At 65.3% G+C, this 22,083-nt stretch carries 20 protein-coding genes; 7 read left to right on the top strand and 13 right to left on the bottom strand.

Annotated elements, in window-relative coordinates:
• Positions 1–11 precede the first annotated feature (11 nt).
• Both AKN83_RS24115 and AKN83_RS24120 read right to left on the bottom strand, forming a co-directional pair.
• Entirely contained in the window at positions 12–1,157 is a 1,146-nt protein-coding gene (locus tag AKN83_RS24115) for an acyltransferase family protein (RefSeq protein WP_050405978.1), read from the bottom strand.
• Between the two features lie 33 nt (positions 1,158–1,190).
• A complete protein-coding gene (locus tag AKN83_RS24120; protein WP_050405979.1) occupies positions 1,191–2,282 on the bottom strand; it encodes a helix-turn-helix domain-containing protein in 1,092 nt (363 codons plus the stop codon).
• 274 nt (positions 2,283–2,556) lie between these two features.
• Between AKN83_RS24120 and AKN83_RS24125 the strand changes: the two genes are divergently transcribed.
• A complete protein-coding gene (locus AKN83_RS24125; RefSeq protein WP_063695497.1) occupies positions 2,557–3,081 on the top strand; it encodes a DUF2867 domain-containing protein in 525 nt (174 codons plus the stop codon).
• Between the two features lie 56 nt (positions 3,082–3,137).
• Here AKN83_RS24125 and AKN83_RS24130 read toward each other — a convergent pair whose 3' ends face one another.
• The 4 genes from AKN83_RS24130 to lepA form a co-directional block, all read right to left on the bottom strand.
• Positions 3,138–4,310: an acyl-CoA dehydrogenase family protein gene (locus AKN83_RS24130; RefSeq protein WP_050405981.1), complete on the bottom strand. Its 1,173-nt coding sequence runs from the start codon at positions 4,308–4,310 to the stop codon at positions 3,138–3,140.
• A gap of 149 nt (positions 4,311–4,459) precedes the next feature.
• The gene (locus AKN83_RS24135; RefSeq protein ID WP_050405982.1) at positions 4,460–5,686 is read right to left on the bottom strand and encodes an MFS transporter; all 1,227 of its coding nucleotides are present in this window, start codon (positions 5,684–5,686) and stop codon (positions 4,460–4,462) included.
• A 152-nt stretch (positions 5,687–5,838) separates the two neighbouring features.
• Positions 5,839–6,171, bottom strand: a complete 333-nt coding sequence (locus tag AKN83_RS24140) for a hypothetical protein (protein ID WP_050405983.1) — start codon at positions 6,169–6,171, stop codon at positions 5,839–5,841.
• Between the two features lie 201 nt (positions 6,172–6,372).
• A complete protein-coding gene (lepA, locus tag AKN83_RS24145; RefSeq protein ID WP_050405984.1) occupies positions 6,373–8,184 on the bottom strand; it encodes a translation elongation factor 4 in 1,812 nt (603 codons plus the stop codon).
• A gap of 161 nt (positions 8,185–8,345) precedes the next feature.
• On the opposite strand from lepA, the gene AKN83_RS24150 reads away from it, so the two are divergent.
• The 3 genes from AKN83_RS24150 to AKN83_RS24160 all read left to right on the top strand — a co-directional run bounded on the left by AKN83_RS24150 (position 8,346) and on the right by AKN83_RS24160 (position 12,297).
• Complete coding sequence (locus AKN83_RS24150) at positions 8,346–9,737, top strand: YARHG domain-containing protein (protein WP_050405985.1); 1,392 nt, start codon at positions 8,346–8,348, stop codon at positions 9,735–9,737.
• A 1-nt stretch (position 9,738) separates the two neighbouring features.
• Positions 9,739–10,509, top strand: coding sequence for a M15 family metallopeptidase (locus AKN83_RS24155; protein WP_050405986.1), 771 nt, complete (start codon positions 9,739–9,741; stop codon positions 10,507–10,509).
• A gap of 174 nt (positions 10,510–10,683) precedes the next feature.
• Entirely contained in the window at positions 10,684–12,297 is a 1,614-nt protein-coding gene (locus tag AKN83_RS24160; protein ID WP_050406023.1) for a glycosyltransferase family 39 protein, read from the top strand.
• Between the two features lie 174 nt (positions 12,298–12,471).
• On the opposite strand, the gene AKN83_RS24165 is transcribed toward AKN83_RS24160, so the two are convergent.
• From AKN83_RS24165 to AKN83_RS24185, 5 genes are all read right to left on the bottom strand, one after another.
• Entirely contained in the window at positions 12,472–12,798 is a 327-nt protein-coding gene (locus AKN83_RS24165; protein ID WP_050405987.1) for an HPr family phosphocarrier protein, read from the bottom strand.
• A complete protein-coding gene (locus AKN83_RS24170; protein ID WP_021076632.1) occupies positions 12,795–13,196 on the bottom strand; it encodes a PTS sugar transporter subunit IIA in 402 nt (133 codons plus the stop codon). The genes AKN83_RS24165 and AKN83_RS24170 overlap by 4 nt, the downstream gene beginning before the upstream one ends.
• A gap of 214 nt (positions 13,197–13,410) precedes the next feature.
• On the bottom strand, positions 13,411–13,851 hold the full coding sequence (locus AKN83_RS24175) for an HPr kinase/phosphorylase (RefSeq protein ID WP_050405988.1): 441 nt from the start codon (positions 13,849–13,851) through the stop codon (positions 13,411–13,413).
• Positions 13,848–15,656: a sensor histidine kinase gene (locus AKN83_RS24180; RefSeq protein ID WP_050405989.1), complete on the bottom strand. Its 1,809-nt coding sequence runs from the start codon at positions 15,654–15,656 to the stop codon at positions 13,848–13,850. The genes AKN83_RS24175 and AKN83_RS24180 overlap by 4 nt, the downstream gene beginning before the upstream one ends.
• A gap of 114 nt (positions 15,657–15,770) precedes the next feature.
• On the bottom strand, positions 15,771–16,472 hold the full coding sequence (locus AKN83_RS24185; protein WP_016843287.1) for a response regulator transcription factor: 702 nt from the start codon (positions 16,470–16,472) through the stop codon (positions 15,771–15,773).
• Positions 16,473–16,711: 239 nt separating this feature from the next.
• Between AKN83_RS24185 and AKN83_RS24190 the strand changes: the two genes are divergently transcribed.
• The 3 genes from AKN83_RS24190 to AKN83_RS24195 all read left to right on the top strand — a co-directional run bounded on the left by AKN83_RS24190 (position 16,712) and on the right by AKN83_RS24195 (position 19,852).
• Positions 16,712–17,446, top strand: a complete 735-nt coding sequence (locus tag AKN83_RS24190) for a HugZ family pyridoxamine 5'-phosphate oxidase (protein WP_050405990.1) — start codon at positions 16,712–16,714, stop codon at positions 17,444–17,446.
• 235 nt (positions 17,447–17,681) lie between these two features.
• A complete protein-coding gene (locus tag AKN83_RS39860; RefSeq protein ID WP_157113533.1) occupies positions 17,682–18,074 on the top strand; it encodes a hypothetical protein in 393 nt (130 codons plus the stop codon).
• A gap of 161 nt (positions 18,075–18,235) precedes the next feature.
• Positions 18,236–19,852, top strand: a complete 1,617-nt coding sequence (locus AKN83_RS24195) for a phosphoenolpyruvate carboxykinase (protein ID WP_050405991.1) — start codon at positions 18,236–18,238, stop codon at positions 19,850–19,852.
• Between the two features lie 222 nt (positions 19,853–20,074).
• On the opposite strand, the gene rocF is transcribed toward AKN83_RS24195, so the two are convergent.
• Both rocF and AKN83_RS24205 read right to left on the bottom strand, forming a co-directional pair.
• Positions 20,075–21,052, bottom strand: a complete 978-nt coding sequence (rocF, locus tag AKN83_RS24200; protein WP_050405992.1) for an arginase — start codon at positions 21,050–21,052, stop codon at positions 20,075–20,077.
• Between the two features lie 108 nt (positions 21,053–21,160).
• The gene (locus AKN83_RS24205) at positions 21,161–21,979 is read right to left on the bottom strand and encodes an acyl-CoA thioesterase (protein ID WP_050405993.1); all 819 of its coding nucleotides are present in this window, start codon (positions 21,977–21,979) and stop codon (positions 21,161–21,163) included.
• Between the last annotated feature and the right edge of the window lie 104 nt (positions 21,980–22,083).

Here is a 22,083-nt window from a genome sequence, read left to right on the forward strand (position 1 = left end):
CAGGCAGACGTTCAGAGAACTGCGCGCAAGCCAGGCGTTCGCCGGGCCACAAACCCGACAACGAGAAAGCTTGCCAGGATGCCCCCCAGACTGGCGGCTGCGAATTTGACGGCAATTGAAGCAGGGAGAAGGTGCAGCAAGCGCGTGATCGCAACCAGGATCGGCGCGTGCAAGACATAGACGCCGAACGCATTGCGCGTCAGGAAGCGCGCGATGGGTCCCTGGCCGTCAAGCCGGTCTCGATAGAGGATGATTGCCCCCAACGAGAGCGCAACACAGGTGAATGAGCGCCAGGCGTCGATGCCGGCAGCCTGCCAGTGCCAGCCCCCGCCATAGGAGGACACGTCGCCGCGCATGGCGCCGCCAGTAGCGATGAGGATGATCCACAGCGCGCCGCCGATCCAAAGGCCACTCCACCACCAGCGCCTTCCGACGCGTGATGGTATCTGGCGGAACCAGTCGCCTTTCCATGCGGCAATTCCGGCGGCATACATGAAGGGGTATTGCGGAAAGTCGTGCACATCGACGTTGAGAACAGTCGTCGCGTTCGGAAAGGCCGCGCCGACGACGAAGGTCACGATGGCAATCAGGGCCGCGTAACCCAGCACGGCCGCTGCCGAAGGCGGATCACGCGGCGCGAACTGGATCGGGCGCACCTGGCACAGCACTGCGTAGACGGCGGAGAACAGGAGAAGCACCAGGCAGAACCACAGGGGCCCCGAGCCGTCGAGCAGTTCCCCCGAACGAAAGTGCAGCCACCAGTCCTGGATGAACGTTCGCGGCGGGTCGGACCGCCACGACCCCGCGACGAAATACTCAGTCAGCGGGCCAATCAAGGTCACATAGAGCAGCAATGGCAGGCCAAGTCTTTGCAGCCGCTCGCGGACGAAGTGACGGACGCCATTGCGTGCAATGACGCCGGCTGAAAAGAAGCCCGCCAGGCCGAACAGCAGACCCATCGCCACCGCGTGCTGGAAGGATTGATAGGCGGCGAAGCCGATCTTCGCTCCGATACCCAGCTCCGGATGCTCGCGGTAATACCATGCGCCAAAGGGCGAGTAGGTCACGGCCGCGTGCATGACGACGACCATGCTGATCGCCGACCAACGCAGGTTGTCGATATAGAGCAGGCGATGGCTCGGTCTCTCTCCAGGCATGACCCGTCCTCCGGTTTGCGCCGGGATCAGGCCTCATGCCGAGGTCGGGGTCTTGCCGGAAGCCGTGTCGGACCTGGCCGATACCGGCAAACTATCGCCGATTGCGAAATCGGCCAGCGCGCGGCGGCGGAATTCAGTCGGCGTTTGGCCGGTTTGGGCCTTGAAGGCGCGATTGAACGGGCCGATCGATCCCCAACCGGCATCGAGGGCGATGGTGAGGACCGGGACGCGGGCTTGCGCGGGGTCGGACAACGCCTGCCGCGCCTCCTTCAGCCTGTGCTCGTTGACGAAATCAGTGAAGTTCCGATAGCCGAGGCGCTGGTTGATCGTTCGCCGGAGACGATATTCAGGCACGCCCAACCGCTCGGCCAGTCGATCCACCGAGAGCTCCGGGTCGCGGTAGGCACGGTCCTGCTCCATCGCCCGCCGCAGCCGCTCCGCCAGTTGGCGCTCCTCGGCGCTCATGTCGCTCGCCGCGATCGGGATCGTCGGGGCCCCTCGCGCTGCCGGTGCCGGATCGAGCGTCGGATCGGGCATGACGGCACGCAGGCGTGTCATGGCGGCAACGATGGCGAGGCCCAGCACGGCCGAAAGCCCGGGGAGCCAGCCGACACCTACTGCGTCGAGCAGCGTCGTTGCCAGAATGACCAGACCCACGGCGCAGGCGAAGATGATCCTGAAGCGTCGCCGCCCCTCGACCAGGTCTGCTTTGCGTCCTGCAAGCACCCGGGCGGTTTCGATCACCACCACGATGAGCGTCACGGCATGCGTCGCATTCCACGCCAGGCTCGAGCCGGACAAGGTCGCCACCGCCGCGAGCGGCAAAACGGCAACGAAGACCGCCCACCGCCATGGCGTCGCCTCGGATGCATCCCCGAACACCGTCTCGGCCCACACGACGAAAATGCCTGCGATCGAGTTGCTGAGAATCCGCAGCGGAACGATCCACCAGGCGAGCCCGTCATGTAGTCCGGGAGCGGTTTCGACGAGGAACGCGATGACACACAGGTCGAACAGCAGTGTGGCGCGACCGATCAACGATCGAAGCGTGCCGGGAAGACCGATGATCGCAAGCAGGCCGATCAGCGCCAGTGCGGCGCCTCGGAGCCCGGTTTCGAGCAGCATTGGTGAACCTTCAAAGCCTTTCCGACGTGAACAATAGCCGGATGCAAGGCCGCAAGACACTGCGAAAGGCCGATCGTTGCATGGATGTGCTCCTCACCGTCCGCTTGTGTGGAGCCTACTCGGCGTCCTCATCAGGGGTAGATCGGCCTTGAGACCCCGCGCCGACCACCATAGAATTGAAGACCAGTAAGGCAAGGCTCAGCGCAGGACAATCACCCGCGCCTCAAGCCGGGAATAGCCCTTGCGATCGGTCCCTTGAACAGGTGACATCATCATGAGCATGGGTTTGGACCGCAAACCGCTGGTGCGCCGGGCGGCGCCGCCGTCGGAAAGCGTCGTGGCGGACTGGTACGAGAACGCCAGCCTGCTCGATAGCTACAGCATTGACCTCAGTGCATCGGAACAGCCGAGCATGCGCGAGCTGGCGAGGCGGACGCTCCTCAATCCGCCCGCATGGCAAAAGGCGCTGATCGCGCTGCGCGACGCCATGGTGACGCCCTTCGGCATCAAGACCTCCGATACGGTCAGGACGTCCCCGGACGGCCATGAACGGGTCGACTTCTTCCCGGTGCACTGGGAGGGCAAGGATGAAATCGTGCTCGGTGCGGATGACCGGCACCTCGACTTCCGGCTGTCTCTGCTCCGGCGCCATTCTCCAATCGGCGCGTTGCTGATCGCGACGACCGTCGTGCATACCCACAATGCCCTCGGCTTCACCTATCTCAACGCGATCAGGCCGTTTCATCACCTCGTGGTCAGGGCCAATTTGGCGCGCTGTGCGCAGACACAATTGCAGTAGCGCTGCATGGCGGAGTGATGAGTGCGTGTCCTGGTTCAATCTAACTTCGGCACGTTTCAGCGCGCCGTCGGCGGTGCGCCCAGATTTTCCGCCAGGATCGCCTTGCCCGCGTCCTCATATTGGGTGTCGCGGGCCTGGATCTGCTGGGCGATCGCGTGCATGTCGCGAAACCGTCGCTCGAACGGATTCCTGGCGAATACCGCCGTTGCGCCCGACATGTGATAGGCGATGTCGACCACCGCGGCCGACTGGTGAATGGTCCAGGTCGAGGCGATGCGGATCGCGATGCGGTGGGCCTCGGTGATCGCTTCGCCGCGCGCGAGATCGCTCCAGACGTCGTGCGCCGTCGCATACAGATAGGCGCGCGCGGCGCGCAGGCTCGCCTCAGTGCGGCCGATCTGGCCCTGCACGGCGTTGTTGTCGCGCATCGCCTTGAGGCCCTGCGGGGTCTTGCCGCGGGCCAGCTCGGTCGCCGCATCCAGCATGGCGCGGGCGACGCCGAGCGAGGTGGCGGCAAAGCCCATGCTGAACACCATGTTGGTGGAGAGCTTGTAGAGCGGGCCGCCCTCGCGGCACGCGGCCGGGTCGTCGCGCAGCGCGGCGAATGTCTCTGGAATGAAGAGGTTGTCGACCGAGTAGGAATCGGTGCCGGTGCCCTTCAGGCCGATCACGTCCCAGACGTCGTACATGGTCGCTTGCGACGCCGGAAACAGGATGGTGCGGATCTCCGGCGAACCGTCCGCCTTCCGGCGCGGCGTGCCGTCGGCCTCGACGATTCGAACATGGGCACCGAGCCAGCTTGCCTGCCGCGAGCCCGAGGCGAAATCCCAGCGCGCACTGGCGCGGTAGCCGCCGGGCTCGGCGCGGACTTCGTGTGCGATCGCGCCCCAGGCGAGGATGCCGGGCGCGGTGTTGAAAATTTCGTTGGCTACGTCGGGCTCGAGATAGGCCGCGGTCATGGCGCAGACGCTGCACTGGCCGAGGCACCAGGCGGTCGAGGCATCGGCCTTGGCGATCTCCTCCTGCATCTGCATGAACGCGTCCAGCGTCGCCTCGGCGCCGCCGAAACGCTTCGGCAGCAGCGCGCGATACAGCCCGTTCTCGACCAGGGCCGCGGTGACCGAAGGCGTCAGCCGCCGCGTCCGTTCGATCTCGTCGGCTTCAGCAATGATCAGCGGCGCCAGCGCGCGCGCCCGCTCGACAAGGTCTACTCCCTGCGGCTTGTTCATGCGTGTCCTCGGCGCCCCTTCTGAGGTTCTTGTTGGGCGGGGCAGGCGATGGTGGCCCATCCGGCAAAGGAGGGCAAGGCGGGGCGGCGCCGATGCAGATCAGCTATCCGTCGCTCGCGGCCGCGCGTGAGCGATCGACGCATCCGCGCTCAGGCGGCGGCGCGGTCGAGATCGAGCGACGGCTGTCGCTTGGTGGAGAAGCTCAGGGCCACCGCGACCGCGGCAAGGCCGATCGCGAAGGAACCGGCGTGCAGCCACGTGTAGCCGTGGAACGTGTCGAACACGTAACCGCCGGCCCATGGCCCGAGCGCCATGCCCAGACTCGCGAACGCCGACACCGCGCCGAACACCGTGCCCATGATGCGCGCGCCGAAGAATTCGCGCACCAGCACGGCATAGAGCGGCATCACGCCGCCATAGGCGAGGCCGAACACGACAGAGAGTGCGTAGAATTGGCCGAGCTGCGCCACCGCAAGATAGGTCGCGATCGACAGCGCCTGCACCAGCAGGCCGCCGACCAGCACCGGCTTGGCGCCGAGCCGGTCCGCCAGCACCCCGAGCAGCAGCCGTCCGCCGAGCCCGGAGAAGCCGGCGAGGCTGTAGACCGTGACCGCGGTGAGCGGCGCGATGCCGCACACCATGGCGTAGGACACCATGTGGAAGATCGGGCCCGAATGTGCCGCGCAGCAGGCGAAATGCGCCAGTGCGAGCGTGATGAATTGCGGCGTGCGCAGCGCCTGCGCCACGGTCCATTCCGCTTGCGGCGCATGGCTGGCCGTTGCGATCGCGACGCTCGATCCCTGCGGCGCCGGGCGCACCAGGAACGAGGCGGGGATCAGCAGCGCCCATGCGGCGATGCCGATCACGAGCATCGCGAAGCGCCAGTCATACGCCGTGATCAGAAAGCTCGCGGATGGCGCGACCGTGAGTGGCGAGACGCCCATGCCGGCCGACACCAGCGCGACGGCGAGGCTGCGATGCTTGTCGATCCAGGCGCTCGCGAGCGCCATCATCGGCGCATAGAAGCTGCCGGCGGCGATTCCGATCAGCACGCCGAAGCAGAGCTGGAATTGCCACAGGCTCTGCGCCTGGCTTGCCGTCACGAGGCCAAGCCCGAGCAGCAGGCTGCCCGCCAGCACCACGATGCGGGTGCCGAAGCGATCGGACAGCGCGCCCCAGGCGAACGCCGCAAAACCCATGCAGAGGAAATCCAGCGTCGCGGCCGCCGATACGCCGGCGCGCGACCAGCCCATCGCATCCGAGATCGGCTGCAGGAACACCGCGAGCGACAGCATGGTGCCGAAGCCGACGCAGGTCATCAGCGCGCCCGCGCCGACCACGACCCAGCCATAGTCGAACCGAGCGTCCTTGCTCATGCGTTTCCTCAGGCGCTGTTGTTTGTTGTGGCGCGCCCAGGGAGGATGGTGGCCTATCCGGGCTCCGGGGGCAATATGACGGGCAACATGCCTCTCATTCCGGGATCAGCGCATTGTGCGTTGCAGGCGCAGGATGTCGCAGCGACGCGCGGCTAGCCGCACTGCCAGGCCCGCCCGATCGGCGTCCAGACCCAGCACGGGCCATAGCTGCCGCCATTGTAGCGCCCGCCGCCATGGAAGCCGGGGCGGCCGAAATAGTGCCAATCGCCGCCATAGTAATATTCCGGCGAAAAATCGGGGTAGCCGCGGGCGGCGCCGCGCGGGCCGAGCACCGGGATGGTCTGATTGGGCGGCTGCCGGTAGCCGGGCAGGAAGCCGTAGCCATGCCAGCGGGGGGGCTGCCGCTTCTTCGAGGAGGCGGCGGCGCTCAGGTCTGGCTGCAGCAAGGCGAGGATGACGATGAGGAGGGACAGAATGCGCAACATGTCAGGAGCTTAGTGGGGCGGACCCGCGATGGCGATTCAAATCATGGTGCGTTTTGTTGCTGGAGAATAGTCGGCGTGACGGATCCATTTCCCGTCATTGCGAGCGAAGCGAAGCAATCCATTGTTCCGCATAAGGGGGAAGATGGATTGCTTCGTCGCTATCGCTCCTCGCAATGACGGGCTGGACGGATCGTCAGCGCCTCAGCTGTCCACCTTGAGCGCGGCGATGAAGGCTTCCTGCGGGATGTCGACCTTGCCGAACTGCCGCATCTTCTTCTTGCCTTCCTTCTGCTTCTCCAGAAGTTTTCGTTTACGGGTGATGTCGCCGCCGTAGCACTTCGCGGTGACGTCCTTGCGCAGCGCCCGGACGGTTTCGCGCGCAATCACCTTGCCGCCGATCGCCGCCTGGATCGGGATCTGGAACATGTGCGGCGGGATCAGCTCCTTCATCTTCTCGACCATGGCGCGGCCGCGGCCCTCGGCTCGGGTCCGGTGCACCAGCATCGACAGCGCGTCGACCGGCTCGGCGTTGACCAGGATCTGCATCTTGACGAGATCGGCCGGCTTGTAGTCGGTCAGATGATAGTCGAACGAGGCGTAGCCCTTGGAGACCGACTTCAGGCGATCGTAGAAATCGAACACCACCTCGTTGAGCGGCAAATCGTATTTGACCATCGCGCGCGAGCCGACGTAAGTCAGCTCCTTCTGAGAACCGCGGCGGTCCTGGCACAGTTTCAAGACGCTGCCGAGATATTCGTCCGGCGTCAGGATGGTCGCCTCGATCCACGGCTCCTGGATCTCGGCGATCTTGACCACGTCGGGCATGTCGACCGGGTTGTGGATCTCGAGCTCGGTGCCGTCGGTCAGCTTCATCTTGTAGATGACGCTGGGCGCGGTCGCGATCAGGTTGAGGTCGAACTCGCGCGACAGCCGTTCCTGGATGATCTCCAGATGCAGCAGCCCGAGGAAGCCGCAGCGGAAGCCGAAGCCGAGCGCGGCGGAGGTTTCCATCTCGAAGGAGAAGCTGGCGTCGTTCAGGCGCAGCTTGCCCATCGCCGCGCGCAGTGTCTCGAAATCGTCGGCATCGACCGGGAACAGGCCGCAGAACACCACCGGGATCGCCGGCTTGAAGCCCGGCAGCATCTCGGTGACCGGCTTCCTGTCGTCGGTGATGGTGTCGCCCACCCGCGTATCGGCGACTTCCTTGATCGCCGCGGTGATGAAGCCGATCTCGCCGGGACCGAGCTCCTCGACCTGCTGCATCTTCGGCGTGAAGAAGCCGACGCGCTCGATGTCGTAGGCCGCGCCGGTGCCCATCATGCGGATGCGCTGGCCCTTCTTCATGACGCCGTCGACGACGCGGATCAGCACGACCACGCCGAGATAGACGTCGTACCAGCTGTCGACCAGGAGCGCCTTCAAGGTCGCGTCGCGGTCGCCCTTCGGCGGCGGCAGGCGGGTGACGATCGCCTCCAGCACGTCGGGCACGCCGACGCCGGTCTTGGCCGAGATCATCACGGCATCCGAGGCATCGATGCCGATCACGTCCTCGATCTGCTGCTTGACCTTCTCGGGCTCGGCAGCGGGCAGGTCGACCTTGTTGAGGACCGGCACGATCTCGTGATTGTTGTCGAGCGCCTGATAGACGTTGGCGAGCGTCTGCGCCTCGACGCCCTGGCTGGCGTCGACCACCAGCAGGGAACCCTCGCAGGCCGCCAGCGACCGCGAGACCTCGTAGGCGAAGTCGACGTGGCCGGGCGTGTCCATCAGGTTGAAGATGTAATCCTTGCCGTCCTTGGCGCGGTAGTTCAGCCGGACGGTCTGCGCCTTGATGGTGATGCCGCGCTCGCGCTCGATATCCATCGAATCGAGCACCTGCTCCTTGCCCGCCATCTCGCGATCCGACAGGCCGCCCGTCATCTGGATCAGGCGGTCGGCAAGGGTCGACTTGCCATGGTCGATATGGGCGACGATGGAGAAGTTGCGGATGTTCGAAATCGGGGCGGTTGTCATGGGGCGCGGGATAGCATCCGCACCCCCGCGCGGGCAACCATATTGCGGTATTTTGCAGGGGTGTGACGGCGAATCACGGGGGCGTTTCCGGCAGAGTTGCAATGATCGATTTTCGGGCACGTTTCTGCTAGCTCTGGCGCCCCGAAATCGTGGATTTGACGATGCGCTGGACCCTTCTCGCCGCCGGATTGCTCGCAATGTCGTTCGTGCAGCCTGCGGCCGCCGACAAGCGCGTTGCGCTGGTGGTCGGCAATTCGACCTATCAGAACGTGTCGCGGTTGCAGAACCCGAAGGACGATGCAGAGCTCGTGGCCGGCACGCTGCAGCGGCTCGGCTTTGCGCTGGTCGGCGGGCAGGCCCAGGTCGACCTCGACAAGGCCGGTTTCGATGCCGCGATCCAGCGCTTCGGCAGCCAGCTGATGGGCGCCGATGTGGCGCTGTTCTATTACGCCGGCCATGGCATCCAGGTGCGCGGCACGAATTATCTGGTGCCGGTCTCGGCGAACCCCACGCGTGAGGCCGATGTCGATTTCCAGATGGTCGATGTCGGCCTGGTGCTGCGGCAGATGGAAGGCGCGGGCACGCGGCTCAATATCGTCATCCTGGACGCCTGCCGGAACAATCCGTTCGGCGGCCGCGGCTTGCGTGCCGCCGATGGTGGCCTCGCCCAGATCCGCGCGCCGGAGGGGACGTTGTTGTCCTATGCGACCCAGCCGGGCAACGTCGCGCTCGACGGCGATGACGGTCACAGCCCCTACACGCGCGCGCTGGTCGACACCATGCAGAAGCCCGGGCTCGACGTATTGCAGGCCTTCAATCAGGTCGGCCTCGTCGTCAAACGCGCGACCGGCAACGCCCAGCAGCCCTGGGTCTCGACCTCGCCGATCGACGGCTCGTTCTATTTCGCCGGCAACGCGCCGGCGCAGGTCTCGACAAATCAGGTCGCGACCGCCGATCCGCCGGCGACGATGATCCCGCCGCAGCAGACGCTACCGTCGCCAAGCCCGCCTTTGCAAAGCGTGCCGCCGGCGGTGCGCACGCAATCGGATTTCATCATTCCGGACTCCGACAGCCGCCTGTTGTCGGAGAGCGATCTCAGGGCGCTGAGCAGGGACGATCTGCGGATCGCGCGGAACGAAATCTTCGCGCGGCGCGGGCGCTACTTCAACGCGCCCGACCTGACCGCGCGGTTCAGCAGGTTCGCATGGTACGTGCCCCGCTCATGGGATCCGCCGCTCAATGCGATCGAGAGCGCGAATGTCGCGCTGATCGATCGCTTCGAATCCGGTGGCGGTGCTGCGCCGAGCGGTTTCATCTTCCCGGATTCCGATCGGCGTCTCTTGACGCCGGCCGATCTGCGCCGGCTGTCGCGCGACGAGTTGCGGATCGCACGCAACGAGATCTTCGCTCGCAGGGGACGCTATTTCGATTCCGCCGATCTCAAGGCGTATTTCGCCCGCTTCCCCTGGTATGCGCCGAACAGCTGGAATCCGAAGCTGAACGCGATCGAGGAGGCCAATGTCACGCTGATCGACCAGGCCGGAAAGCGCTGAAATGGCCGCGCGCTGGCCCGCCTGCATCGTTGCTCTGCTGGCGCTGCTGCCGCCGTTCGCACACGCGCAGAGCAACAGCGAATTGCTCGACCGCCTGGTGCGCGCCTATCCCGATGCGCTGTCGGGCCATGACGACACCACGATCACCTGGCGCGACGGCACGGTGATGCCGGCCGACGATGGCGTCTCCGGCAAGCCGCTCGACCAGTTGCTGCGCAATGCCTCGATCCTCGACCAGATGCGGCAGCCTTATCCGTCCGGGCCGGCGGCGCCACCGGCCCCGAATGTCGATCCCGGTCGTTTCCGCAACGAGGCCTTCTTCAAGAAGATGTATGGCGATTGCAACACGGCCGAGGTCAGGCGGAACCTGGTGACGATCACCTGGCTGCCGCGATCCTGGGGCAAGCCGGTCCAGGTCACCCGGGTCAACGGTGTCGCCGACCGCCTCAAGCAGGTCTCCGTCGAGATCGACGCGCTCGATCCGGCGCTGCGCGCCGCGGCCTTTCCGATCGCGGGTGTGCTGTCTTGTCGCGCCGTCGCCGATACCGGGCGGATGAGCATGCACGGCTATGCGGCCGCGATCGACCTCAACCTGAAGGTCTCCGATTACTGGCTGTGGGCGGGCAAGGGCAGTGGGACCATCCCCTACAAAAACCGGATGCCGCGCGAGATCGTCGACATTTTCGAGCGCCACGGCTTCATCTGGGGCGGCAAGTGGTATCACTACGATACCATGCATTTCGAGTACCGCCCGGAGCTCCTCGAGAAGTGAATCGGTCGGTTGGAGGCGTTCTCACGCCAAGCTGATTACACTGGCCACAAAAACGCGCTAAAGCGCGGCGAAACGCCGGTGAGCAATCACTCATCGTTCCTTCCGCTTCCATTCGGTATGATCCTTCCGGGAAACCGCTTTCCACGTTTCCGGGTCATGCCTCAGGCACAGGCCATGTCGACCGCCACCGCTCTTCCTGCCGCAAGGCGCACCACCCGCAGACTGACGATCCGGCGGATCGCCGCCTGGATAGCCTCGCGCGCCGTCGATCCCAGGACCAGCCTGTGGTTCGTGATCGGCTTCGCATTGGTCCACGCGGTGCTGTGGACGCTGATCCTGGTCAAGCTCAAGGCTGCGCAGGACGTCCATATGGATGTCGCGGAGGCCTATGCCTGGGGCCAGCGCTTCCTGCTCGGCTATGGCAAGCATCCGCCGCTGTCGGGCTGGATCGCCGGGATCTGGTTCAGGATCTTCCCGGTCACCAACTGGTCGACCTACGCGCTTGCGATGGCAACCGTCAGCTTCGCGCTGGTGGTGTGCTGGCTGATCGCACTGCGCGTCGTCGATCGCCGCCGCGCGTTCTTCATGGTGGTGATGCTCGCGCTCTACCCGATCTTCAATTTCAAGGGGTTCAAATACAACGCCGACCTTGCGCAGCTGGTGCCGTTGCCGCTGCTGGTGCTGGCCTATCTGAACGCGTTCGAGAAGCGCAGCTTCAAATCGGGGCTCTTGCTCGGCTTTGCCGGCATGCTGGCGCTGATGACCAAGTACTGGGTGGTGACGATGATCGGCGCCATCGGGCTTGCCGCGCTGATCCATCCGCAGCGGATGCAATTCCTGCGCTCGCCGGCGCCGTGGGTTGCGATCGGCACGATGGTCGTGACGATGATCCCGCATCTGGTCTGGCTGGAAGAGGTGAACTTCGTGCCGTTCACCTATGCCGGCGACGTCTACGCGCTGTCGAGCCGCGAGCTCAACATCCAGCTCGTGATCGGCTACATCGTGCACAATCTTGGCCTCCTCGCGATTCCGACCGTGCTGGGCTTGGTGGCGCTATTGCTGGGCTCGGTGCCATGGCGGCCGTCGGACGTGCTGGCGCGGATCTGGTCGCGCGGACCCAATCCGGCCGTCAACCTTCCGCAGGCGCTCAATATCTGGATCATCCAGTCGATCGTCGCGATCGGGCCGCCGCTCGGCGCGCTGGCCTTCACCGTCTACATCAAGACCGATTGGGGCATCCCGCTGTTCTTCCTGGTGCCGCTTGCGCTGGTTGCGATCCCCTCGCTGCGTTTCCCGCGCATGGCGCTGTTCTCGATCACGGCGGTGTGGTTCGTGGCCACCATCGCCACGCTGATCGCCGCGCCCAGCATCGCGACGCAGGAGATCGCGTCCAACCGTGTCGGCGGCTCGACCTACGCCGCGCGCTCCGAATTGGCGCGCGAGCTCACCGAGACCTGGCAGAACAGATTCCATTCGCGCTGGGCGGTGGTGGTCGCACGCTCCGACATCGGCGAGCCGATGACGTTCTACAGCCCGGATCATCCGGCCTCGCTGGTGCCGGGCGAAGCGTGGTCGTCGGGGCTGACGTCGCTCGACGAAGCCAGGCGCCTCGGCTTCATCGGCGTCTGCGACACCACCGATCCGGTGTTCCTGCAGCCATGCGAAGCGTGGATGGCGGAGCATGCCAAGGATGCCGAGCCGATGGTGATGAACACCATGCGCTTCTTCAACGGCCATCCCGGCCCGTCGACGATGTGGAAGGTCTATCTGGTGCCGCCGGCGAAGTAGTCGTTCGGGGCATCGGTGCGGCTTCCGTCTTCCTGTGAAGCTTTCACCGCCGTCATTGCGAGGAGCGACAGCGACGAAGCAATCCATTTTTCCACTTGTGGCGCGATGGATTGCTTCGCTTCGCTCGCAATGACGGGGAGAGGCTTTCGCTTGTCGTACCGCGCGAGGCGGCGGTTACGTGCCTTCCTCGTTGAACTTGCTGGCGACGAGTTCGGCGATGGCGTCGAGCGCCTGCTGCGCTTCGTCGCCCTTCGCGGAGACCACGACGGTGGTGCCGGGCCCCGCGGCCAGCATCATCAAGCCCATGATCGAGGTGCCGCCGACGGTTTCGCCGCCGCGCGTCACCCAGACCTCGGCGTTGAAGCGCTCGACCAGCTGGACGAACTTCGCCGACGCCCGCGCATGCAGGCCGCGCTTGTTGACGATCAGGAGTTCGCGCGAGACGGCGCCCGCTGGCACGCCCGGGCCGACATGGTTTCCGCCCGGGGCCTCGTCGCTCATTTGCCTGCGAGAACGCGGCTGGCGATGGTGACGTATTTGCGGCCGGCTTCCTGCGCCATCGCGATGGCATCCGGCAGCGAACGCTCCTCGCGAACCTTGGCAAGCTTGACCAGCATGGGAAGATTGATGCCCGCGAGCACTTCCACCTTCGGGCGGCTCATGCAGGAGATCGCAAGGTTCGACGGCGTGCCGCCGAACATGTCGGTGAGGATCGCAACGCCGTCGCCGCTATCGACGCGGTTCACCGCCTCGATGATGTCGCTTCGACAGAGATCGGAATCGTCCTCGGCCCCGATCGTAATCGCTTCAATTTGTTTCTGCGGACCCATGACGTGTTCGAGCGCCGCTCTGAACTCGTCGGCAAGGCGCCCATGGGTCACCAGCACTAGACCAATCATCGGAAACTCCTCGCGGGCGCCCTTTGGTGCACCGCACGAACGCGCCACTTTGACCATCCAGAGGCCCTGCGCAAGAGGGCATCTTGGCTAGTCTCCCGGTTCCTGGCGGTAGAGAGGGGAGGCTGCGCCGGCAAAATCCGACGCGATAGTGGATGTGATATGGTTACCAATTCCCTTCCCACAATTGGCCGCAAGATTACGGGGACATGAACTTTCAGGTTGTCGTCAGCGCAGCGACAACCAGCGGCAGGGGTTGGAAGCCGGCCGGCACGGGAATTCGCGGTACTAAAACACCATTTATGCGAGTCTCGAGCGCCTCCGGCGGCGGCAGCCGCTCGGCGTCATCGGCGGCAAGATCGACGATCAAGCCGACGACGGCCTCACCTGCAAACGGGCAATGGCGGATTCCGAGACCTCGGATCTCGATCAGACCGGCCAATTGCGGTGCCGGACGAACCCACAATTGTTCGCCGGCTGTGTCGAGATGGACACGGTCATCCCCCACCAAAATGGCCGGCGGAAGCGCTCCGGCGCGTCCGGCGAGAATCAGATCGAAGGCGAGGCGCGACTTGCCGGCGCCCGACGGGCCGCGGATCAGCACCGCACGCTCGCCGATCAGAACGGCGGATGCGTGCACGCTTGAATTGTCGCTCATAGTGCCGGCAGCCTGACCACGAAACGAGCGCCGGCGACGGTGGGCTTGCCGTCTTCGTCCGCAGGGCCCACGCGGTTCTCGGCCCAGATGCGCCCGCCATGCGCTTCGATGATCTGCTTGGAGATCGAGAGCCCAAGGCCGGAGTTCTGGCCGAAGCCCTGGTGCGGCCGATCGGTGTAGAAGCGCTCGAAGATCCGCTCCAGCGCGTCCTCGCCGATGCCGGGCCCATCGTCGTCGACCAAGATCTCGACCTCGCCGCGGGTGCGGCGGCAGACGATACGCACCTTGTCGCCCGGCTTGGAGAATGATTGTGCGTTCGACAGCAGGTTCGAGATCACCTGGCCGAGCCGGGAATCATGGCCGGGGACAGCGAGCGTGTCGGTCGGTCCGCGGCCCTCGAAGCGGGCTTCGACGACCACGTCGTGGCCGAGCCGGGTCTCGTTGGCGACGCTCGTCAACGTGGTCAGCAGCCGCCGCAGATCGACCGGCGCCATGTCCTGGCGCTGCAATTCGGCGTCGAGCCGGCTCGCGTCGGAGATGTCGGAGATCAGGCGGTCGAGCCGCTTGACGTCATGCTCGATCACGGCGAGCAGCCGCGCGCGGCTGTTCTCGTTGCGCGCCAAAGGCAGCGTCTCGACTGCCGAGCGCAGCGAGGTCAGCGGGTTCTTCAGCTCATGGGCGACGTCGGCGGCGAACATCTCGATCGCCTCGATGCGGCTGTAGAGCGCGCTGGTCATGTCGCGCAGCGCGCCCGAGAGATGCCCGATCTCGTCGCGGCGTCCGGTGAAGTCGGGAATCTCCACGCGGGTCTGGATACGGTGGCGGACGCGCTCTGCGCTTTCGGCGAGCCGCCGCACCGGGCCTGCGATCGTGCTCGCCAGCAGCAGCGACAGCATGATCATGACGGCGGATGCGACCCCGCCGATCTTGAGGATGGCGAGGCGCTCGGACATCACCAACTGGTCGATGTCGTCGCCTTGCGTCGTCAGCATCAACGCGCCGCGCACCGCGCGGAAATGCTGCACCGGAACCGCAACCGAGACGATGATTGCGCCGCGATCGGTGACGCGCACCGCGCTGCCTTTCATGCCCTCCAGCGATTGCGCGACTTCGGAATAGCCCTTGCCGCCTTCGGGGCCGAGCTCGCGATAGATCGGCAGATCGCCGCGGTTGAGCCAGGTCTTGATCGTGGCCTTGGTCTTCTCATATAGCGACGGCTTCTCCGACGGCGGCGGCAGCTCCATGCGCAGCACGTCGCCGCGCGCGAACAGATTACGGCTGTCGAGGATCAGCCCGCCGTCGCGGTCGAAGATGCGGGCCCGCGTCTTGGTCGGCGCGATCAGGCGGCGCAGGACCGGCGCGACCCGCTCGGGATTGATCGGGAAATCCGCCGATTCGTCCGGCTGGCCGTAACTCTCGCCGGGCTTGAGGTCGAGCAGCCGATCGGGATCGATGGTGACCGTATTGCCTTCGACCGTCGCGGACGCCGCGATCGCCTCCGAGATGATCTCGGCGTAGACCAGAAGGCTCTGCGTGCGCGCCTCGATCAGGCCGGCGCGGAATTGCGAGAGATAGAGGATGCTGGCGACCAGCGCGACGAGGCCGGCGAGGTTGAGCGAGACGATGCGGCGCGTCAGGCTCGAGAACGACAGCGCGAAGAAGAACTGACCGGCACGGCGCAGCCAGCCGAGCGGACGGCGCCAGCCCTTGTCCTGGACCAGATCGTCGGCCACGGCTTCTTGATCGAGGAGCTGCGACGCGTCCTCGGTGTTCAGTCCCTGCTCGAGCTGCGTTCGATCAAGCACTTCGCAAAGCTGCCGGTTGGTATGGATGTCGTCCCGCGAAGCAGACAGTAGTCGCCCGAGCTTACCCCAGCCGTGCGGAGCCTGTCAGTCAACAAGCCGCCCGGGAAGCGCAGATCAGGCTTCCTTGAAGCGATAGCCGACGCCGTACAGCGTCTCGATCATCTCGAAGTCGTCGTCGACCACCTTGAACTTCTTGCGCAGCCGCTTGATGTGGCTGTCGATGGTGCGGTCGTCGACATAGACCTGGTCGTCATAGGCCGCGTCCATCAGCGCGTTGCGGCTCTTCACCACGCCGGGGCGGGTGGCGAGCGCCTGCAGGATCAGGAATTCGGTCACGGTGAGCGTCACCGGCTCGTTCTTCCAGGTGCAGGTGTGGCGCTCCGGATCCATCCGCAGCAGGCCGCGGTCGAGCGCGCGGGCGTCCGGCTCCTTCGGCGCGGCGGTCGGATCCTTCGGCTGGCCGCGGCGGAGCACGGCCTTGACGCGTTCGACCAGGAGGCGCTGGGAGAACGGCTTCCGGATGAAGTCGTCGGCGCCCATCTTCAGGCCGAACAATTCGTCGATCTCTTCATCCTTCGAGGTGAGGAAGATCACCGGCAGGTCGGACTTCTGGCGCAGCCGGCGCAGCGTTTCCATGCCGTCCATGCGCGGCATCTTGATATCGAGGATCGCAAGATCGGGCGGCGACGTGCGAAATCCATCCAGCGCCGACGCACCGTCCGTGTAGGTCATGATGCGATAGCCTTCGGCTTCGAGCGCGATCGAGACCGACGTAAGAATGTTGCGGTCGTCGTCGACCAAGGCGATTGTGGGCATGAGCTGCTTTCACAATGAGAGTGGCTTAGACGGCGGGCACTCTGGCGACTCGCCGTAGAATATGGGCTTCGAACGCGGTCAACGAGCAATGCAAGCTGGGCTGAAGTGTGACCGAGTTCCGCAAAAAACGCTCTGCGACCCACGCGTTGGACCCCCATATAGCACCCTGAGACCGTGAGAAAAGGCCCTTTCTTCAAAGGGAACCGCCCGATTCGCCCTCAAAACGACCCGATAGGCCCATGCAACCGACCGCCGACTTCGATCCTGCCCACCTCGCCCGCTCGCTGCTCCGCCGCAGCCGTCAGGGCGCGCTCGCTACGCTGACGGCCGGCTCCGGCGATCCCTATTGCTCGCTGGTCAATCTGGCGAGCCACCCCGACGGCTCGCCGATCCTGCTGATCTCCCGGCTGGCGCTGCATACGAAGAACATTCTGGCCGACGACAGGGTGTCGCTGATGCTGGACGAGCGCGCCGAGGGCGATCCGCTGGAGGGCGCCCGGATCATGCTGGCCGGCCGAGCGGAGGAGGTCGCCGACGCCGGGCGAGAGCTCGTCCAACGGCGCTACCTTGGCGCTCATCCGTCGGCGGAAGCCTTTGTAGAATTTAAGGATTTCTCGTTTTTTGTGATCCGGCCGCGCGGCGCCCATCTGGTCGCCGGGTTCGGGCGGATCGTCGACCTGAAGCCTGCGCAGTTTCTGACCGATCTCGGCGGTGCCGACGCGCTGCTGGAGGCCGAGCCGGGCGCGGTGGCGCATATGAACGAGGACCACCGCGAGGCCATGAACCTCTACGCCACGCGGCTGCTGGCTGCGGAAAGTGCCGACTGGCTGTGCACCGGCTGCGACCCCGACGGCATGGACATGCAGGCCGGCCGTAACACGCTGCGGCTCGATTTCCCCGAGCGCGTCACCAACGGCACCGAGCTGCGCAAGATGCTGGTGCGGCTCGCCGGCGAGGCGCGCGCCAAGAAGTAGAGGAGGCCACCAGCCGATCCGAACGGCGGTGCTCCGCGCGGCGAGGCATGGTGTCGCACGGCCGCGGCGGCACGCGCGCTTGCCGGGCGTGACAGCGCAATCATTTCGTGCGGGCATATCTCACCATCGCCGATGGCCTCACGCACGTGCGTGACGCGCTGATTGCGTTACCTGAGATCTTTGCGGTCAGTGGTCTCACCGACGCTGCACGCAGGGCGTTGCGGAACATTCGCCGATGCCAAGCATTGACGCAGTCAAGCTGTTCCGCTGGCGTGTTGAGCTCGATCGAGCTTGTGCTCACAGCCGATCAATGGTGCATGCCATGTGCAACACGATCGTGGACGACGTGCTCGTCGGTGCGGCGCAGCGTCAACTTGTGGCAGTCTGGTTCAGCAACACATTCTCAGCGCGAAATGCATACCCGGCATTCCCCGGTGCTTTCGTTCGCACGACGCGAGGCGCACGCGGATCGCTGGCACTCTTTGTGCATCGCAATTCCCCCTGCTCGCAGCGGGAAAGGCGACGAAACGTCGCCCGATCGCCGCGAAAACAACGCGAAAGCGAAAGCAAAGCGAAACTGTTTCGCGCTGCGGTAATTGTGCCCGATGCTGTACCTGCCTTGGAATAAACCAAAAGCCATTCGACTGGCTTGGCAAGCCCGGCGATCCCCACTATTAGGTCGCCGGACCGGGGCCGAGAGGCTATATTCTGATGACGGTCATCACCGCGACGGGGCGCGACTAGCGACATTCGCGCGAACAAGGATACGCGGGTTCGAGGAGGTTCTTCGTGCAAGAGACGGGCGTGCATAACGGTGCCTTCGGTGCCGACAAATTCGGCTTAAAAAATCTCAAGGGCGTGCATTGGAACTACGGTGCGCCGCAGCTTTATGAGCACGCGCTGCGCAATGGCGAAGCGGTGCTCTCGGCCGATGGCGCGCTTTGCGCGGACACCGGTGAGTTCACCGGCCGCAGCCCGAAGGACAAGTTCACGGTCCGCGACGGTCTGACCGACAAGAGCATGTGGTGGGCCGGCAACCAGTCGATCACCTCGGAGCAGTTCGCGACGCTGCATGCCGACTTCCTCAAGCATGCCGAAGGCATGACTCTGTTCGGGCAGGATCTCTACGGCGGCGCCGATCCGAAGCATCGCATCAAGACGCGCGTCTTCACCGAGCTCGCCTGGCACTCGCTGTTCATCCGCACGCTGCTCATTCGTCCAGAGACGTCGGAGCTCGCGAGCTTCGTGCCCGAACTCACGATCATCGATCTGCCGAGCTTCCGCGCCGATCCGAAACGTCACGGCTGCAAGTCGGAGAACGTCGTCGCGATCGATTTCGCCCGCAAGATCGTCCTGATCGGCGGCTCGCAATATGCCGGCGAGATGAAGAAGAGCGTGTTCACCACGCTGAACTATTACCTGCCCGAGAAGGGCGTGATGCCGATGCACTGCTCGGCCAATGTCGGCCCCGACGGCGACACCGCAATCTTCTTCGGCCTGTCCGGCACCGGCAAGACCACGCTCTCGGCCGATCCGAAGCGCACGCTGATCGGCGATGACGAGCATGGCTGGAGCGAGGACGGCGTCTTCAATTTCGAAGGCGGCTGCTACGCCAAGTGCATCAAGCTGTCGGGCGAAGCCGAGCCCGAGATCTATGCCGCCAGCAAGCGCTTCGGCGCGGTGCTGGAAAACGTCGTGCTCGGCGCCAACGATCGCGTGCCCGATTTCGACGACGGCTCGAAGACCGAGAACACCCGGTCGGCCTATCCGCTCGATTTCATCCCGAACGCCTCGCGCACCGGCTGCGCGCCGCATCCGAAGAACGTGGTGATGCTCGCCGCCGACGCCTTCGGCGTGATGCCGCCAATCGCCAAGCTGACGCCGGCGCAGGCGATGTATCACTTCCTGTCCGGTTACACCGCGAAGGTCGCGGGCACCGAGCGTGGTCTCGGCAACGAGCCGCAGCCGGAATTCTCGACCTGCTTCGGCTCGCCGTTCCTGCCGCGCGATCCGTCGGTGTACGGCAACATGCTGCGCGAGCTGATCGCCAAGCACAATGTCGACTGCTGGCTGGTCAACACCGGCTGGACCGGCGGCAAATACGGCACCGGCCGCCGCATGCCGATCAAGGTGACCCGCGCGCTGCTCACCGCGGCGCTGAACGGTAGCTTGCGCAACGCCGACTTCCGCACCGACAAGTATTTCGGCTTCGCGGTGCCGACCTCGTTGCCGGGGGTCGAACCGCACATCCTCGATCCGATCAAGACCTGGGCCGACAAGGCCGAGTTCGACAAGACCGCGCGTGCGCTGGTCGGCATGTTCCAGAAGAACTTCGCCAAGTTCGAAGCGCAGGTCGACGCCGAGGTCCGCGCCGCCGCGCCGGAAGTGAAGCTCGCGGCAGAGTAACGCGCGCTGATCTCGCGATTTGAAAAGGCGGCCCTGGTGGCCGCCTTTTTGCTTTTTGGGCGTAGTGAGCGCAGCGCGCTCCTTCTCGATCCGTCACCCAGAGGTGCGAGCGGAGCGAGCCTCGAAGGGTCGACGGCCACGAGCCGGGCCGTACATCCTTCGAGGCTCGCAAGTGCTCGCACCTCAGGATAACGGGGGCGGGGGATTGCGCTTCGCTACTCGCTACTCGCCTATCTCCGGCAGCACCGCGTTGCTCGGCGTCTGCCGGTCGGTGATCTGCAGGCCGAACAGGCTGCCGATCAATTCGACCGCGACGCGCGCGGTGCGGCCGCGTTCGTCGAGGAACGGATTGAGCTCGACGATATCGAGCGAGCGCACCAATCCGGAATCGTGCAGCAGCTCCATGATGAGATGCGCTTCGCGATAGGTCGCGCCGCCCGGCACCGTGGTGCCGACGCCGGGCGCGATGTCCGGATCGAGGAAGTCGACGTCGAACGAGACATGCAGCACGCCGTTCTTCGCCCTGACGCGCTCGATGACGCGGCGGGTCAGCACGGCGACGCCGAACTCGTCGATCTGGCGCATGTCCGCGATCGAGACGTTGCGCTGCCGCAGCAGCTTGCGCTCCAGCGGGTCGACCGAGCGGGTGCCGATCAGCGCGAGTTGATCCGGCGGGATCGAGGCGCGCGGTAGCCCGCCGAGCAAATCGTCGAGGCCCGCCTCGCCGCACAGGAACGCCGCCGACATGCCGTGCATGTTGCCGGTGATGGTGGTGGCCGGCGTGTTGTAGTCGGCATGCGCGTCGACCCACAGCGCAAACAGCGGCCGGCCTTTTTCCTGCCAGTAGCGCGCGACGCCGTTGATCGATCCCATCGACAGCGAGTGATCGCCGCCCATGAAGAGCGGGATCGCGCCCGAATGCGCCAGCCAGTAGGCGCGCTCGGAGAGCGCGCGGGTCCAGGTCTTCACCTCGTCGTAGAATCTGGTGTTTGCCGGCACCGGGCCGTCGGCGACCACGGCCGGGATCGCAAGGTTGCCATGATCGTCAACGTGGAAGTCGAGCTGCTCGAGCAGGCGCGCGATGCCCGCGGTGCGCAGCGCGTCCGGTCCCATCAGCGGGCCGGGCTGCGACGCGCCGATCTCGATGGGAACGCCGAGCAGGGCGATGCGCTGATGTTTGGAATTGTCGGCTTCGGACATGCGGCGGGGCTCCCAAAGGCGTGGAACAGAAGCGACGCGCCACTGTTCCCTCAACCCTCGAAATAGGCAAGGCAGTCCAGTCCGGCCATGTGGATAGCTGGTTTGTGCTTATGCTTTGAAATAAGCGATCTGCGTCGTGGTGGCGAGCAGGCGGCCGGACGGCGACCACAATTCGCCATGCTGGTCGCCGTAGCTCTTGTGGAAGGTCTTGGCATCGGCGGTCGCGAGCACGCGGGTGGTATCCTCCGCATCCAGGTCGGCAGCATCGACGTGGAAATAGGTCGTCAGCGACACCGTGCCGAACGGTACCAGCTCCTGCCGCGCGTGGAACACACGGCCGAAGAACGCGTCCGACATCGACATCAGCGACATCGCATCGAGCTTGCGCGGGACGCGGTCGGCGATCCAGAGCTTCGAGTAGGGGCTCAAGGGCTGCTTCGCGGCGCCGCCGCTGAGCTTGGGTTCGCCCTCGGCGAAACGGAAATCATACTGGTTGGCCCAGGTCATCGCGAGCTTCGGATAGGGACGGAGCTCTTCGAACGGTACCGCGCCGGGAAACTCCGCAGGCTGATGCGACCATGACGGGCGGCGCTCGGCGAATACCGCGGTCGCCAAGGTCGTGACCTCGCCGCCGCCTTGCGTCATCTCGACCGACCAGTGCTGGCTCGAGCGGTTGCTTCTCACCAGGCGGACATCGAGATCGAACACGCCCTCGGCGACCGGCGCGCAGTAATTCACCGTCAGCGCCAGCGGCTCGCCGGCGCGCTGCGGGTGCTGCATCAGGGCGCGCAGGATCGTGGCGGCGGTGCAGCCGCCGAACGGGCCGACGAACGCCCAGTAGTCCGGGCTGGTCCGTCCCTGCCAGCGGCTGTCGCCGGCAGTCACGGCGGTCGCTTCATCGAAAAGGTGCGGAGCCTTGGTGAGCATGCATGACCCTGAATATTTGTTCGTCATTGCGAGGAGCGGAGCGACGAAGCAATCCATGCGTCCACATGTGGGGTGCGACGGACCGCTTCGCCACGCTCGGAATG

Source organism: Bradyrhizobium embrapense (assembly GCF_001189235.2).
GTDB classification, from domain to species: domain Bacteria; phylum Pseudomonadota; class Alphaproteobacteria; order Rhizobiales; family Xanthobacteraceae; genus Bradyrhizobium; species Bradyrhizobium embrapense.

What these genes read in the sequence shown, in the direction of transcription:
- AKN83_RS24150 (WP_050405985.1), top strand. Translation starts at nt 8,346, where the DNA reads ATGCGCTGGACCCTTCTCGCCGCCGGATTGCTCGCAATGTCGTTCGTG.
- AKN83_RS39860 (WP_157113533.1), top strand. Translation starts at nt 17,682, where the DNA reads ATGCCAAGCATTGACGCAGTCAAGCTGTTCCGCTGGCGTGTTGAGCTC.
- AKN83_RS24115 (WP_050405978.1), bottom strand. Translation starts at nt 1,157, where the DNA reads ATGCCTGGAGAGAGACCGAGCCATCGCCTGCTCTATATCGACAACCTG.
- AKN83_RS24135 (WP_050405982.1), bottom strand. Translation starts at nt 5,686, where the DNA reads ATGAGCAAGGACGCTCGGTTCGACTATGGCTGGGTCGTGGTCGGCGCG.
- AKN83_RS24125 (WP_063695497.1), top strand. Translation starts at nt 2,557, where the DNA reads ATGAGCATGGGTTTGGACCGCAAACCGCTGGTGCGCCGGGCGGCGCCG.
- AKN83_RS24160 (WP_050406023.1), top strand. Translation starts at nt 10,684, where the DNA reads ATGTCGACCGCCACCGCTCTTCCTGCCGCAAGGCGCACCACCCGCAGA.
- rocF (WP_050405992.1), bottom strand. Translation starts at nt 21,052, where the DNA reads ATGTCCGAAGCCGACAATTCCAAACATCAGCGCATCGCCCTGCTCGGC.
- AKN83_RS24185 (WP_016843287.1), bottom strand. Translation starts at nt 16,472, where the DNA reads ATGCCCACAATCGCCTTGGTCGACGACGACCGCAACATTCTTACGTCG.
- AKN83_RS24175 (WP_050405988.1), bottom strand. Translation starts at nt 13,851, where the DNA reads ATGAGCGACAATTCAAGCGTGCACGCATCCGCCGTTCTGATCGGCGAG.
- AKN83_RS24205 (WP_050405993.1), bottom strand. Translation starts at nt 21,979, where the DNA reads ATGCTCACCAAGGCTCCGCACCTTTTCGATGAAGCGACCGCCGTGACT.
- AKN83_RS24130 (WP_050405981.1), bottom strand. Translation starts at nt 4,310, where the DNA reads ATGAACAAGCCGCAGGGAGTAGACCTTGTCGAGCGGGCGCGCGCGCTG.
- AKN83_RS24155 (WP_050405986.1), top strand. Translation starts at nt 9,739, where the DNA reads ATGGCCGCGCGCTGGCCCGCCTGCATCGTTGCTCTGCTGGCGCTGCTG.
- lepA (WP_050405984.1), bottom strand. Translation starts at nt 8,184, where the DNA reads ATGACAACCGCCCCGATTTCGAACATCCGCAACTTCTCCATCGTCGCC.
- AKN83_RS24140 (WP_050405983.1), bottom strand. Translation starts at nt 6,171, where the DNA reads ATGTTGCGCATTCTGTCCCTCCTCATCGTCATCCTCGCCTTGCTGCAG.
- AKN83_RS24165 (WP_050405987.1), bottom strand. Translation starts at nt 12,798, where the DNA reads ATGAGCGACGAGGCCCCGGGCGGAAACCATGTCGGCCCGGGCGTGCCA.
- AKN83_RS24120 (WP_050405979.1), bottom strand. Translation starts at nt 2,282, where the DNA reads ATGCTGCTCGAAACCGGGCTCCGAGGCGCCGCACTGGCGCTGATCGGC.
- AKN83_RS24190 (WP_050405990.1), top strand. Translation starts at nt 16,712, where the DNA reads ATGCAACCGACCGCCGACTTCGATCCTGCCCACCTCGCCCGCTCGCTG.
- AKN83_RS24170 (WP_021076632.1), bottom strand. Translation starts at nt 13,196, where the DNA reads ATGATTGGTCTAGTGCTGGTGACCCATGGGCGCCTTGCCGACGAGTTC.